Consider the following 14,169-nt stretch of genomic DNA (forward strand, 5'->3'; position numbering starts at 1 on the left):
ACATACATGGAAACTACACCTGAAATTATTGGTTATCTGGCGGCAACCTTAACGACTGCTTCTTTTTTGCCGCAAGCCATTATGACCATTAAAACCAGAGATACCGAATCGCTGTCCTTGGGTATGTATAGTATGTTTGCCTTAGGCGTTTTTTTATGGTTTATCTATGGGATCTATTTGTCAAACAATGCAATTATTATTGCTAATGCCATCACTTTTATTTTGGCAGCCTTGATACTGTGCTTTAAAATTTATAATAACTTGCAAAGCAAACAAAAATCTCAAGAATAAATCTAGCTGGAATACTTGCTTAGTTCAATTAACCATTGTAGCCTGAAAGATTTCTCATCAATAATTAAAACGAAACTATGACCTAAAATGCAGGTTCTGGGTTTCAGCAAGTAAATCATCATCACTCAGAGGTTTGTTTGTGGACCAATTGTTCGAATCTGCTTTTAAATTACACTTGTCAGGCAAATTTTCCGAAGCTGAAGATATTTATCGACAAATTCTGTCTGAACAACCATTACATGTTATGGCTAAGCATTATTTAGGCGTGCTTATGCATCAACAAGGGCTCTCAGCAGAGGGTGTTGAATTAATTAAGGAAGCACTTATCTCCGATGTTGGCAAGGCTTCGCGCTACAATGATCTAGGTAATATTCTGGTACAGATAGCAGACTTTGACAATGCCATTACAGCTTTCCAATCATCATTAGAGTATTGTCATGACGATGCCAATGTTTGGAATAATCTAGGATCAGTATTACACCATCAAACGCAAATAAAGGAAGCCGAATATGCTTATCGGCAAGCTTTATTCCATACGCCAAATTTTGTTCCTGCGTTAAATAATCTAGCCAGTTTATTGTCCGATACTGGTCAGCATGCTGAATCCTCGCGTTTGATTTGTTTGGCTTATATTCAGCCACCTTTAACAGATAAACCTTTAAAGCAATTAGCTGTAGCGTATTTTAGACTTGGCTTAATTGCTGATGCGGCTGAATGTTATCGTGCCTGGCTCCATATGGAACCGGATAATGTTTATGCAAAACTGCATTTAGCGGCATGCACAGGTGAAAATGTTCCCGAGAAAACACCTGATGCGTATTTGAAAGAAGTGTTTGATGGAATGTCTGATTTTTTTGAAGAAAAACTAGTTACGACTCTTGCATACTCAGGTCCTGAGATGATTGCTGTCTTACTTAAAGAATGCGCGTTTCAAGAAAAAACTTTAGATGTGCTTGATGGTGGTTGTGGCACTGGTTTGATGGCCCCAATACTGGCCCGCTATAGTCGATATTTGATTGGAGTCGATATTTCTGCTGGGATGTTGGGCCAAGCAAGAGCTAGAAATATTTATACTGATTTGGTGGAAGCCGAGTTGGTGTGCTACCTAAGAAATTGTGAAAAGCGTTTTGATTTGGTTGTACTGGCCGATACGCTTATTTATTTTGGTGAATTAATTGAGCTTTTTAGAGTTATTCGGCAAGTATTACGTCCGCACGGTTTTATCTGTTTTACCATCGAGATTAGCTCGGAAAATGCGCCTCAGCCATTGGGTTATAATTTAAGCGTTGTCGGTCGTTATACACATAGTCTTTGCTATCTTTCTGAAGTTCTTAGTGTACATGGTTTAGTTATCGTTGCAGAAAATCAAGCAATATTGCGCACTGAATTTGGTCAGCCTATACCCGGTGTGGCGATGTTAGTTGGCTTTGGGGGATGAATGTACTGAATGTTAAATTTCTTACCTGATTACCCATAAGCCCTGTAGCAAAATCCAGGTTGGTCAGCACTTAAAGTTTATTAGCTGCTTTTATCTGATGACCGGGAATCGGTGTTGCTTAAGCTTGTAGGTAATCATGCATTTTTAAGGGATTGTTCGTTGATAAGCTTGTTAAAGTCGGTTTAATACTTATCCCTGTTACAATAGGGGTATAAAGTAAAAGCGTAGATAGGTAAACATGAAAAGCAGAGAAAGACGGCAAGGTCTGGTATTGGTGCATACTGGTGATGGTAAGGGCAAGTCATCCAGTGCTTTTGGTATGGTTTTTAGAAGTGCAGGCTGGGGGTTGAATGTCTGTGTCATTCAGTTTATCAAAGGCCAATGGCAAACCGGAGAACAAAAAGCAGCTACACATTTCGAAAATATTGAATGGCATGCTTTGGGCGATGGATTTACCTGGGATACCAAAAATCCTGAGCAGGACATTGCGACCAGTCGTGAAATATGGGAACTCTGTAAAGAAAAGATACGCTCTGGTTTGTTCGATTTGGTTGTGCTGGACGAAATTAACTATTGTTCACACTATAACTGGATTAGTGGACAGGAAATCGCCGATTTTATTAAACATGAAAAACCTTCCTGGTTACATTTAGTGTTGACGGGAAGAAATGCTGCGCCTGAAGTGATCGCTGTTGCGCATACTGTAACCGAAATGCATAAAATTAAACATGCTTACGAGCAGGATATAAAAGCAGAGCAGGGTATAGAATTTTAGGCTGAAATAAAATCTAGCTTCTGGCAAAATCATCGTTTTTTAAACTTAAATAGATAAATATTATGCAACAAGCCAAAACACTGATCGAAAACTATTATCAAGCCTTTAATCAAGGTGACATGGACACTTTTCTGAGTTTGCTGTGTGATGACGTGGTGCATGACATTAATCAAGGTGAAAGAGAGCAAGGTAAAGATACATTTGCCCGATTTATGCAAAAAATGAATCATCATTATCGTGAACAATTGGAAAATATTGTCGTAATGGCGAATGAAGAGGGTACTAGGGCAGCTGCCGAGTTTGTGGTATTGGGGGAATATCTCAATACGGATGAAGGTTTACCCGAAGCAAACGGTCAGAAATACCGGTTGCCTGCGGGGGCGTTTTTCGATATTCGTGACGGAAAAGTGGCTCGCGTAACCAATTATTACAATCTAGGTGATTGGATTGAGCAGGTAGATCCGCAATAAACCTATTGCGAATTTAATTTCTTGCGTTGCTGACATCGTTTATTTGGCATAGAATCCGAAGTGCAAAACTTCGGATTTGCTTAAAATTATTATTATAAACAGGGGAGAGCATAATGGGTGAAACACAAAAGATAATGATTGCTGTCGTGGGTGTTTTCGTTGTGGGTTTTCTGATGGTTGGAGCCAGCAAACAGCAAACAAACGAAGAAAAAGAATCAGCCTCACAAATCCGCACTTTGGTTGCCATGCAGGAGATGGCTAATCAAAAATGCCCCAAATTGATTCAAAATAAAACTGGCACACAAGTTTACTTTCCAACTAAAACAGATACGGATAAAAAATCCTACGTAACTATGGAATGGGTTGGTGAAAAAGACTCCAATTTTAAAACCGCTTCCTGCACGTTGCTTTTGTCATTGGGTGGGGTATCCAAATTGGTTATTGATGATCAGATTTTGATAGATAAAAAATAAATTCTCTCGGGTTTCTGCATTTTATGCCGGAACCCCTGAACCTTTATAGTAAGCAACCACAAACTAATCCTGCTCTTTTCTGGGGAATAGTGATGAGACAAATAATCTCAGAATATGGGTTTAGATTAAGGGTATTGTTTGTATGCTTCAATCTTATATTTAATAAGTTAAGATGCATCCGATCTGTTACTTGCAGTTAAAGATGCATTCAGAAATAAAATACCTTGAATATGCTTCGTTTAGTTAAGGTTCACCCCTTAATATCAGTGAGGCATACACAAATAATAAAAATAAAATAGAAAAAAGGTGAAAAAAATGGCGAATGCTGTCTACAAAGGTGTTTTAAAAACCTGGAAAGACGATCGAGGCTTTGGTTTTATTAAACCGGATAATGGTGACAAGGATATTTTTGTACATATTTCCTCCTTAAAAGATTTGGCTCGTCGTCCAAATCGTGGTGAAGCACTGTATTATGAAGTTGTAGAAGACGGTGACGGCAAACTTAAAGCCATTAACGTACGAACTGAATACGTTAGTAGTGGCGGAACAATTGCCCGATCAAATAAAAAATGGGTGTGGCTAACCATTCTGATTTTGGGAATAGTGGCTATCACTGTTGCATATTTATATCAGAAAAGTTAGTCAGTTTCTGAGAAGGTATACAAATTCGATATAAAATTTATAGCCCAGAACTTAAAAACATGGAATTAATAAAGCAATTTATAGATATCATTTTACATATCGATAAGCATTTAGCCAATATTATTAACGAATATGGGGCTCTTACCTATTCTATTCTGTTTCTGGTCGTTTTTGTCGAAACGGGTTTTGTCATCATGCCTTTTTTGCCTGGTGATTCTTTGTTGTTTGCAGCGGGTGCTTTTGCCGCAAATGGTGAATTAAATTTATTAATATTATTAGGGTTGTTGATGGCTGCCGCTATATTGGGTGATACCATTAACTATTTAATAGGACGTAAATTGGGCAAACATGCCTATACGCTGAGCTGGGTTAATCATCAACATTTGGATAAAGCCCAAGCGTTTTACGATACCTATGGTGGGAAAGCTATTATATTGGCAAGGTTTGTACCTATTGTCAGGACATTCGCCCCATTTGTAGCTGGTATCGGTAGTATGCCGTATCTAAAATTTATCAGCTATAACATTATCGGCGGCATCGCTTGGGTCATGATTTGTGTGTTTGCGGGCTATTTTTTCGGACAAATTGAAATCGTTAAGAAAAATTTTGAATTGGTGATACTGGCGATTATCGTAATTTCGATCTTGCCTATAGCGATTGAAGTTTGGAATGCGCGTCGCACAGCTGCGAGTAGTAAATAAATGTTACAGATGACCGATTCGCAGAAATGGTTGGTATTAGCATTTACATTGGCTCTGGGATGGATACTGTATAAACTGGCTCCAATACTAATGCCTTTTGCTTTTTCTGCAGGCTTAGCATATTTGGGGGATCCTTTGGTTGATAGGCTGGAAACCTTGCACTATCGAGGTATGCGCTTGAGCCGAACCATTGCGGTCATCTTGGTATTTTTGGTGATCATTTTTGTAATTGCAACTTTGTTGATTATTGTTATTCCTGCCCTTGAATATCAAATAAATGATTTCATTGATAAACTTCCTTCCTATCTCACCTGGTTAAATAAATCAGTTATACCCGTATTACAGAAATATTTGGGACGAAATATCCATGCATTGCAGATTGATCAACTGGTTAATTTGATCAGAACTCATTGGGCAAATGGGGGGATTTCAGAAAATCTGATTATGTCGGTATCGCATTCCAGTGTTGTTGTTCTTGGTTGGGTAATGAATTTAGTGTTGATTCCCGTCATTACTTTTTATCTGCTACGAGATTGGGATGATTTAATGTTACAGATTCATAACTTGTTTCCACGTCGTTTTGCCTTCTTGGTTAGCAAGTTGGCGTCTGAAGTTGATGATGTGCTGGGGGCATTTATGCGTGGTCAGTTTTATGTCATGCTGGCATTAGGTTTGATATATAGTCTGGGTTTATGGCTCACTGGACTTGAATTGGCAATGTTAATAGGCATGTTAGCAGGGCTAGTCAGTTTTGTACCCTATATGGGCGTTATCTCTGGAATTGTCATTGCCAGTATAGCGGCCTTATTGCAATATCAGGAAGCCATGCAACTAGCGCCAGTGTTGATAGTGTTTGCAATTGGACACGCTATGGAAAGTATGGTGCTGACACCTTGGCTGGTGGGCAATAAAATAGGTTTGCACCCAGTAGCTGTCATCTTTGCTGTTTTAGCGGGAGGCCAATTGTTTGGGTTTTTAGGCGTATTGTTAGCTCTGCCAATAGCCTCGGTGGTGATGGTGTTGCTGCGTCATATCCACGAACGCTATACGGATAGTGAGTTTTACAGCATTTCTCAATCGTGAAAAGTGTGATTTGCTTGACAAGCCTTCCTATGAAAAAAAAAACCAGATACGAGAGCTTTTGTATTGGCTTTATTCTGTTATTGGCAATGCAAGTATGTCCGGTTTTTGCAAGCGATAACAAACGTGAGCAAGATTATGCGGCTTTGCTTGAAAGGCAACTGTTGCTAGGTAAAATTGTATGGCTTGAAGCAGCTGGTCAGCGTTTTTTAGGTTTGTATACAGAAGCTGAGAAAACTGATAATAGCAATGCGGTGATCATTCTGCATGAAATGGGCGCTTATCCTGACCAAAAATCGGTAGCATTTGAACTAAGAACGCAATTACCTCGACATAACTGGGCCAGTTTGGCATTACAAATGCCTCTTAGAGAAACATCGGCCACAGAAGAGGATTACTATTCCTTGTTTCCCGAAGCAGAAGCCAGAGTTGCTAGTGCTGTTGAATATTTACACAATCAAGGTGCTAAAAACATTGTACTGGTTGGTTACGGACTGGGTGCATTGATGGCCACTTATAGCGTGAGCAAAAAGCCCAGTGTTTTTGCTGCATTAATTACTATTAGTCTACCAGTGCCCTCTAGCACTGTATCTGAAGTACAAACAGAGGCTTTTATTAAAACTATCTCGTTACCTTTTCTTGATTTGTATGCGGAGTTTGATTTGCCCACCGTATTAGATACAGTAAGGCTGCGCCGGATGGCCGGTAAAGATAATCCCATGTTTTGGCAGCAACAGTTAGATAATGAAAATCATACCTATCAACAAGATCACGAGCGACTTGTTAAACGGGTATACAGCTGGTTAGGCACTACTTTCCAGAACAAATGAACGCTCGATAATAATAAATATGGAGAAGAATGTATGCTTTTAAGCGACGAAATAGTTGCCGAGATTAAGTTTTTATCACTTTTTAATTTGGCCTCACATCAGGAAGGTGTAAAGGTACATGGTAATGCCGATCCACAAATGATTTCTGCTGCTAAGCGATTGTTTGATAAGGGTTTTGTTACTCAGGAAGATGGTGGTTATCTCAGTGATTTAGGTGTGGAAGTTGCCGAATATGCCCAAAAAATGCTGATAATTCTGAATTCCTAACAGGGTTACCTAAAAGGTATTACGATTGTCAAAAAATTATAATATCACTCACCTTCCGTCAGAGACGGATTTGGGTGATGTTATAATCCTAATTCAAACAACCATTTGAATGAGACGTACAAAGTTAAAATCATAATACTGCTATAGGTAATGATTTGTATTATTTTTATAAAACTGCGTTGCTGTTGCGATTGTTTTAATTGGTGGTACAAATTTCGTTGTTGTATAGTCCTTTGATGTTGATAAGCATCGAATACTGGCTGGATTGTTTCCAGATCTTCTTGGTGATACAGCCAAATGGCTGGCATCGAAACCCCCCAGTTTCCGCCAGGTGTTTCATAAAATTCAATTGAATTATCAATCAGTAGAGACCTAACATCTTCGGCTTCATCAACGGGAACGCCTCGTAAAGAGAAAAACAGTATAGCCATATTTTTAGAGTATGATAAATTATAAGTACAGATATAAAGAAACTTGAAAACACAGCATTTAGTATTCTGGATTGAACTATCAGGTGGTTTTAGTGTTTTAGTATGTAAAGGATTAGCTTATCAAGTTTGACATATTGGGCAAAAAAAACTACTCCGTTGTCCAATTTTTAGCACGCTAATGGGGTGTGTACAACGTAGGCAGGGTTGACCTGTGCGCCCATAGACATTGAGCGCTTGTTGGAAGTAGCCAGGCTTGCCTTCAGGATTCGTAAAGTCACGTAAAGTGGTTCCTCCTTTTAAAATAGCCATTTGCAACACGGATTTTATAGCATTCGCTAACGCTTGAAAGTCTAGAAGACTGATTTGTCCGGCAGGTCGATTGGGAGCTATCCCTGCTAAAAATAGTGATTCACTGGCGTAAATATTACCTACACCGACCACAATATGACTATCCATTATGAAGGACTTAATCGGTAAACTGCGGTTTCCTGCCCGCGAATGCAAATAAACACCATCAAACTTTTCTGCTAGTGGCTCTGGGCCAAGCATTGCCAGTAATGGATGCTCATCAATGGAATCTGTAGACCATAATACTGCGCCAAACCTACGTTGATCATTTAAACGTAGCACGGTATGGTCAGTAAAAATAAAATCGATATGATCATGTTTATCAACAGGTTGTTCAAGTGTAGTGATACGTAGTTTGCCCGACATACCTAAGTGCAATAGTAAGCTGCCTTCAGAACAGCTTAGGATCAAATATTTGGCTCGACGCTTCACATTGTGTAATGTTAATCCAGGTAGTAGCGTTACCAAATCTGCGGGAATGGGCCAGCGTAATTGTGGTTGACGAATAATAACCGTTTTAAAGATTTTACCTTCAATGTGTGGTGCAATGCCTGCGCGGCAGGTTTCAACCTCGGGTAACTCTGGCATAACTCAAATTTGGGTCAATAAAAATCGGGCTTCTTCCTGGATTTTTTTTCGGAAAAATAGCAGTTTCCAGCGACTGCCTCCGCATTGACGCCATAATAAAACGGCACGAATACCAGCTAGTAACAACGCCCGTATTTTGTTAACCGTATTTTGTGAGCATAGATAATTTTGATCACCGACCACCATAATCCGAGGTTGGAGAGTGCTGATGGTATTATGGTAAAGATCAGCAAAATTAGCTTGAACATTTACGTGCAAAACACCATATTGCTCTGCTTGAGCTTGAGCTTTTGTAATTCCAATTTCAATAGTTTGAATTAAATCACTACGTTTAGTTAATTGATTTTGTAAAAAAACCAATTGTGCTGCGTAGCGAGTTTGTTCTGGATTGTTAAAAACCTTACTGCTCATTTGCATAACCAGCTGTTCTAAACCGTATTTTATGCCAGTTAAGCCTCCATAAACATCGGCTACACTGTCGGCATCAATTTTTAATAAACTTGATAAGCTTGATTCTAAGGCGGCAGAATCTGCACAACCCGTAATGGCCAGCTGGTGCACTAAGCGACAGGTTTGGGAAACGCCAGCCAGAGCAATAGTTTGATTGGTAATATTTTTTAAAGACATAGAATGTAAATTGGTGGCCGATTAGTCGGTACTTACAGGGAAACCGGATTTTATCCAGGACTGTATACCATTATTTAGATGATAAACATTATTTATGCCCTGTTTGGTTAAAAACTCCCCCACTTTACTACTTCTGTGGCCGGAGCGGCACACTAAAATGATGGGTTGATCGGATGAAGATTTTAATTTTTGTAAATTTGTCAGCCAGTTTGTCGTATCAAAGTTTCCTTGTTTGTCGTAAGCTTGTAATTTTTCGCTTTTAGGAATAATGCCAGTTGCCTGCCATTCAGCCTCGGTACGAATATCGATGACTAACGCATTTTGACTTTGCTGCATAGTCAGTAGTTGTTTGTTAGATACTTCTTTTAATTCAGCAGCATACAGCCCGCTTGAAAAAAAAGCTAGTAGTATAAAAAGTTTGGATAGTAGCGTCATGTTAATCACCTTTAATTTAAGTTATTCAGTACATCATTTGCCCAATTGATACTATCAATGTATATGCTTGCAATGATTTGAGGTTTGATAGTTCTGAATTGGTTTGACGATAATTCCCAGCGTTCATAGTTGATGGTGTATTGTAAAGTTTCACCTGCTTTACCCGTTTTATGCAAAATGGCTTCTGCAATTTCTTTGGGCAAAGGGAGTTGTATCAGCACTTTTTCGAGCGGCATATCTAAAATAATGTCGAGACATGACAACATGCCGATTAGAAAATAACGATTAGGGTCCTCATTTAGCTGTTCTGCCATTAGTTCGCACATTTTGGCACGAATCATGGCAATTTGCAGTATTGCATGGGGTTTGTTTGACAGTGAGGATAAGGCAAGTATATTGATCCAGCGTTTCATTTCCAGCAATCCCAGAAAGGTAATAGCTTGCTGAATGGATTCAATCTCAATGGGTAATGAAAAAAAAGCAGAATTAATGTAATGGAGTAATTTATAACTTAAACCTGCATCTTGCGCTATACAATTGCTTATTTCTTCAAAACGAATGTCAGCTTTGTTAACTACTGAGAGTAAATGAATGGCTGAAGATTGATTGATACTAAGACGTTTACCTTCTACGATATTAGGCCGACTAAAAAAAAAGCCTTGAAATAAGCGACAACCCCAGTGGCGTAAAATTTCGAATTCCTGATGAGTTTCGATTTTTTCGGCTAATAGTGTAACGTTGTAGGGTTTTAATTCTTCGATTAGTAGTTGGGTTTCTGGTAAAGATGTAGTGATAATATCTAGCTTTATAATATTGGCGAAATCGAGTAATGGCCTCCATTCGTCAGTTAAAACAAAATCATCCAGGGCTATGGTATAACCAGCCTTGGAAAGCTCCTTTAGACTGTTAATCATAACAGCATCAACGTGAACTGACTCAAGAACTTCAATAACTATACGGTCTTTGGGCAAAAGAAGTGGCGTTTTATCCAGGATATTCTGGCCCGTAAAATTGATAAACGCCTTATGAGTACCGACGATTTCATTTAATCCGATTTCCAGAATAGTATCGGTGACTACTTGGTTGGTAGCATTAGTTGCATCTACGTTGTCAGTCAAATCAAAGTTTTTACCCCTAAACAGAATTTCATAGGCAAACGTATTAAGGTTGCTATCTAAAATTTGCTGTCGGCCAATTAAAAAATCTGTCATTAAGATTATGAATCAGTAAGCATAGAATTATGAAAGAAAACTAGATGCCAAATGTTAAACCAGTATACCTGACATATAGGTTCTTTATATCATGTTCGACGCTTTGTCGTCGATTGTCACTCTATATTGGTTCTCTTATTCAATGTTTAACCTTATTTGATTTAAGAAAAAACATGGTGTCACAAACATTACCATTAACATCGTTAGGTACGCATTTAGGGCTGCAAAACTACTATTACGCTTAAATCATTGGTTTTTTTCGGATGTGATTAGCGATAAAGTAGCCATTATGCAAAAATTTTTTGCATAATGGTTGGCGGTATTGGTAAGAAGCGGAATTTAGTGAAACCCTCCCGGCTAGTTGCATAGGGTTGGTGTTATTAGGCAGGAAGGGTAAACTGTGCTTAGTATTGACAACGGCTTATTATATTCATGTTAGATATTATCCAAATCCCTGCTCGTAGTGACAATTATATCTATTTACTGCATGAAGATAAGTCAGGGCAAACAGCGGTGGTCGATCCTGCTGATTCTGAGCCAGTCATGGAGATACTGCAAAAAAATAGTTGGACATTAGATTATATTTTTAATACCCATCATCACCCAGATCATATTGGTGGCAATCAACGTTTAAAGCAATTGACAGCTTGTAAAGTGGTTGCGGCAAGTGCTGATAGTCACCGAATCCCAGACATAGATATAGCGGTTAGTGATGGAGATCAAGTGTGGCTAGGTGAGCTAAGCTGGCAGGTGATCGCGACTCCCGGGCATACTCTGGGACATATTGTTTATTATAGTGCCGATAGCCAAACCTTATTTTGTGGAGATACATTGTTTTCGCTAGGTTGTGGGCGTTTGTTTGAAGGAAGTGCTAAACAGATGTGGCAATCACTACAAGCTCTGAAAACTTTGCCCTTGGCAACCAGTATTTATTGTGCCCATGAATATACGCAAGCTAATGCTCGGTTTGCCTTACTTCTGGAAGCAGATAATCCTGACTTGCAACGGCGAGTAATGGAAGTGGATAGGTTACGCAGGCTAAGTCTATCTACATTGCCTTCTACTATTGGTCAGGAATTGGCAACCAATCCTTTTCTAAGAGAACACAGTTTATCCATACGTAAGGCGCTGGGAATCGAGGATGTCATTGATCCTGTATCCATATTTTCTCACATCAGACGGAGTAAAGATCAATTTCGCTGAGCGTTATTTGCGTTTTGCCTTTCGATCTTCTTGTTCAGCCTGGAAAAAGCTTAAACGCTCGTTCAGAATAGCCAATAATTGATAATTCAGATCTTTTTCATCTCGAGCCAACCGGATTTGCATGATAGCGTCTTCGGTTGCGCCGCTGGCATAATAATATTCAGCCAGATAACGATGCGATTCACCGGGTTGGTGTAAATCAGCATAGGTTTGTGCCAACAGTTCAAAGTAAATTGGCTGCCGTTTTTCTGTACCCGACAGGGTATCCAATATGATTAATGCTTGTTGCGGATGTGAGCTTTTTAACAAGCTACGGATATAGTCAATTTTAATGGCATCGTTGCTAGGGAAAGTATTGATTGCTTTTGCAAATAACTGATTAGCTTTGTCAAAGTTATGGCTCTCTACTTCAGTGCGGGCCAGTGCAGAAATATATTGTGGTTGGGTAGGGTATTGTTCGGTCAATTTTGAGAATACTGAGGATGCTGCTTCAAATTGTTGCATGTCAAGGTAGGCCAATCCAATGCCATAGTGTGCTACGGCTCGTTGTTCAACTGTACCCTGTAGTTCCAATACGGCAAAATGTTGAAGCGCGACTTTTTTGTCTGTTTCTGCAATAACCGCTAGTTTGGCTTTGGTGAGTGCATAACCTATTGAGTCAGGGTATTGTCGATAGGGGTAGGTTTCAGCACGTCCTCGCGTATCTGCCACCCTGTTTTCAGACATAGGGTGGGTACGTAAAAACTCGGGTACTCCACTGCCGTAAAAACGAGTGGCTTGTTGCAAGCGTTCAAAAAAAATCGGCATGCTACGCGGATCAAAATTCGAGTCGAAAAGTGTGTTCATTCCTACCCGGTCCGCTTCCTTTTCATGATCACGGGTAAAGTTGATTTGAAACTGCACATTTCCGGCTTGTACTGCCATCAAGCCAGCCATGCCAGCACTTGGTGCTTTAATGGCTAATAAGGCAGATGCAAGCGTTGCTGCAATAGTGGGGATAGACATGCGTTCTGATTGCTCTATGGAGCGATAGAGATGTCGTTGGGTTACGTGAGCTATCTCATGTGCCATTACCGATGCAAGTTCACTTTCAGATTCCGTTAACAATATTAATCCAGAGTTAACCCCAATATAGCCACCTGGTCCGGCAAAAGCGTTGATATTAGGATCCATCACCACAAAAAAATGAAAAGGATTTGCAGGTGCATAGCTATGGGCGACTAATTGCTGGCCAATTGTTTGAATGAATTGCTGGATTTCCATATCCTGATTAATGGTTGTTTCAGAATGTAGGCCTCGGAAAAATGACTCCCCCAGTTCTTTTTCCTGTGCGGGCGATATAATAGCGCCTGATGAATCACCCATATCCGGTAGCTGAATTTTTTCGATTTCCACAGCCTGTTTGGATGTGGATACCAATATTAGTGCAATACTCAGTGCTAGGCTTTTAATTTTCATTGTGACATAGACAGTCGCGTACGATTATAGTTCAGTGATCCAAGTAGCATAAAGCATTGACAGATTTTGATATAGTGGAATTAAAATACTGCTAGTATATTTTCAAAAACTAAATTATTCATCTTAATTTATGAAATTTGCAGTACAAATTAATGTCAGCCCTTACGCCGCAAATAGTGGGCTTGATGCATACTATTTTATTTTGGCGGCACTCGAAGCTCAACATGAAATTGTGCGAGTATTTTTCTATAAAGATGGTATTTACCATGCAATGCGCTATGCTTCTCCACCCGATGATGAAATAAATTTGAACCGGATGTGGAGCTCATTGGCAGAGGCACAGCATATAGATTTAGTGGTTTGTATTTCTGCTGCTCAGCGGCGTGGGTTGCTGTGTTCTGATGAGGCTAAGCTGCAGGGTAAACTGGATGTTGATGTCGCTCCTGGATTTCGAATTGCAGGATTAGGGCAGTGGCTGGAATCTACTTTATTAGCAGACCGTACCATTGTCTTCGCCTAGCTGGATATGAAAAAGTTTTTGTTTATAATGCGACATTTGCCCAATATCGGTATTCATGTTCAGGAAACACTGGATATGATATTAACGACAGCTGCATTTGATCAATCAGTTAGTTTACTGTTTGTTGATGACGGAGTAGTTCAATTAAACGCACTCCAGAATGCAAAATCTTTAGGTTTAAGAGATACGAATGCCGTATTTTCGGCTCTGGAAATTTATGATGTCAAACAAATTTATGTTGAAATTGAATCCTTGCAGGCCAGAGGTTTGCAAGTGACGGATTTGATTTTGCCTGTTCAGCTAATTCAACGTAGAGAAACTAGCGCGTTTTTGCAGCAGTATGATGTATTGCTGACTGATTAACACGCATACAGCATTACA

19 protein-coding genes are annotated in these 14,169 nt (G+C 39.5%); 13 read left to right on the plus strand and 6 right to left on the minus strand.

What is annotated here, in order from left to right; genetic code table 11:
• Nucleotides 1-6: 6 nt before the first annotated feature.
• The 10 genes from ABH008_RS05055 (at nt 7) to ABH008_RS05100 (ending at nt 6,967) form a co-directional block, all read left to right on the plus strand.
• A complete protein-coding gene (locus ABH008_RS05055; protein ID WP_347988765.1) occupies nt 7-291 on the plus strand; it encodes a SemiSWEET transporter in 285 nt (94 codons plus the stop codon).
• A gap of 139 nt (nt 292-430) precedes the next feature.
• Nucleotides 431-1,729 carry a tetratricopeptide repeat protein gene (locus ABH008_RS05060; protein ID WP_347988766.1) on the plus strand — a complete coding sequence of 433 codons (1,299 nt, stop codon included), beginning with the start codon at nt 431-433 and terminating at the stop codon, nt 1,727-1,729.
• 238 nt (nt 1,730-1,967) lie between these two features.
• Nucleotides 1,968-2,504: a cob(I)yrinic acid a,c-diamide adenosyltransferase gene (gene cobO, locus ABH008_RS05065; protein WP_347988767.1), complete on the plus strand. Its 537-nt coding sequence runs from the start codon at nt 1,968-1,970 to the stop codon at nt 2,502-2,504.
• Between the two features lie 62 nt (nt 2,505-2,566).
• Entirely contained in the window at nt 2,567-2,974 is a 408-nt protein-coding gene (locus ABH008_RS05070; protein ID WP_347988768.1) for a ketosteroid isomerase-related protein, read from the plus strand.
• 113 nt (nt 2,975-3,087) lie between these two features.
• Nucleotides 3,088-3,447 (plus strand): hypothetical protein, encoded by a 360-nt coding sequence (locus ABH008_RS05075; protein WP_347988769.1) that lies wholly within the window; start codon nt 3,088-3,090, stop codon nt 3,445-3,447.
• A 315-nt stretch (nt 3,448-3,762) separates the two neighbouring features.
• Entirely contained in the window at nt 3,763-4,089 is a 327-nt protein-coding gene (locus tag ABH008_RS05080) for a cold shock domain-containing protein (RefSeq protein WP_347988770.1), read from the plus strand.
• Between the two features lie 59 nt (nt 4,090-4,148).
• A complete protein-coding gene (locus tag ABH008_RS05085) occupies nt 4,149-4,790 on the plus strand; it encodes a DedA family protein (protein WP_347988771.1) in 642 nt (213 codons plus the stop codon).
• Nucleotides 4,791-5,873, plus strand: coding sequence for an AI-2E family transporter (locus ABH008_RS05090; RefSeq protein ID WP_347988772.1), 1,083 nt, complete (start codon nt 4,791-4,793; stop codon nt 5,871-5,873). It abuts the gene before it with no gap.
• Nucleotides 5,874-5,902: 29 nt separating this feature from the next.
• Nucleotides 5,903-6,700 carry a DUF3530 family protein gene (locus ABH008_RS05095; RefSeq protein WP_347988773.1) on the plus strand — a complete coding sequence of 266 codons (798 nt, stop codon included), beginning with the start codon at nt 5,903-5,905 and terminating at the stop codon, nt 6,698-6,700.
• 33 nt (nt 6,701-6,733) lie between these two features.
• The gene (locus tag ABH008_RS05100) at nt 6,734-6,967 is read left to right on the plus strand and encodes a TIGR02647 family protein (protein WP_347988774.1); all 234 of its coding nucleotides are present in this window, start codon (nt 6,734-6,736) and stop codon (nt 6,965-6,967) included.
• 80 nt (nt 6,968-7,047) lie between these two features.
• On the opposite strand, the gene ABH008_RS05105 is transcribed toward ABH008_RS05100, so the two are convergent.
• From ABH008_RS05105 to ABH008_RS05125, 5 genes are all read right to left on the minus strand, one after another.
• Nucleotides 7,048-7,398, minus strand: coding sequence for a DUF6164 family protein (locus ABH008_RS05105; RefSeq protein ID WP_347988775.1), 351 nt, complete (start codon nt 7,396-7,398; stop codon nt 7,048-7,050).
• Between the two features lie 120 nt (nt 7,399-7,518).
• The gene (mutM, locus tag ABH008_RS05110; RefSeq protein WP_347988776.1) at nt 7,519-8,334 is read right to left on the minus strand and encodes a bifunctional DNA-formamidopyrimidine glycosylase/DNA-(apurinic or apyrimidinic site) lyase; all 816 of its coding nucleotides are present in this window, start codon (nt 8,332-8,334) and stop codon (nt 7,519-7,521) included.
• Between the two features lie 3 nt (nt 8,335-8,337).
• Complete coding sequence (hflD, locus tag ABH008_RS05115; RefSeq protein WP_347988777.1) at nt 8,338-8,961, minus strand: high frequency lysogenization protein HflD; 624 nt, start codon at nt 8,959-8,961, stop codon at nt 8,338-8,340.
• A 21-nt stretch (nt 8,962-8,982) separates the two neighbouring features.
• Complete coding sequence (locus ABH008_RS05120) at nt 8,983-9,396, minus strand: rhodanese-like domain-containing protein (RefSeq protein ID WP_347988778.1); 414 nt, start codon at nt 9,394-9,396, stop codon at nt 8,983-8,985.
• An 11-nt stretch (nt 9,397-9,407) separates the two neighbouring features.
• Nucleotides 9,408-10,607, minus strand: a complete 1,200-nt coding sequence (locus tag ABH008_RS05125) for an HDOD domain-containing protein (RefSeq protein WP_347988779.1) — start codon at nt 10,605-10,607, stop codon at nt 9,408-9,410.
• A gap of 432 nt (nt 10,608-11,039) precedes the next feature.
• Between ABH008_RS05125 and gloB the strand changes: the two genes are divergently transcribed.
• The gene (gene gloB, locus ABH008_RS05130; RefSeq protein WP_347988780.1) at nt 11,040-11,810 is read left to right on the plus strand and encodes a hydroxyacylglutathione hydrolase; all 771 of its coding nucleotides are present in this window, start codon (nt 11,040-11,042) and stop codon (nt 11,808-11,810) included.
• Between the two features lie 3 nt (nt 11,811-11,813).
• On the opposite strand, the gene ABH008_RS05135 is transcribed toward gloB, so the two are convergent.
• Complete coding sequence (locus tag ABH008_RS05135; protein WP_347988781.1) at nt 11,814-13,268, minus strand: M48 family metalloprotease; 1,455 nt, start codon at nt 13,266-13,268, stop codon at nt 11,814-11,816.
• 130 nt (nt 13,269-13,398) lie between these two features.
• Between ABH008_RS05135 and tusD the strand changes: the two genes are divergently transcribed.
• Nucleotides 13,399-13,788 (plus strand): sulfurtransferase complex subunit TusD, encoded by a 390-nt coding sequence (tusD, locus tag ABH008_RS05140; RefSeq protein WP_347988782.1) that lies wholly within the window; start codon nt 13,399-13,401, stop codon nt 13,786-13,788.
• Between the two features lie 6 nt (nt 13,789-13,794).
• Nucleotides 13,795-14,151: a sulfurtransferase complex subunit TusC gene (tusC, locus tag ABH008_RS05145; protein ID WP_347988783.1), complete on the plus strand. Its 357-nt coding sequence runs from the start codon at nt 13,795-13,797 to the stop codon at nt 14,149-14,151.
• Nucleotides 14,152-14,169 lie beyond the last annotated feature (18 nt).

The organism is Methylomonas sp. AM2-LC, from assembly GCF_039904985.1.
Lineage (GTDB): Bacteria > Pseudomonadota > Gammaproteobacteria > Methylococcales > Methylomonadaceae > Methylomonas.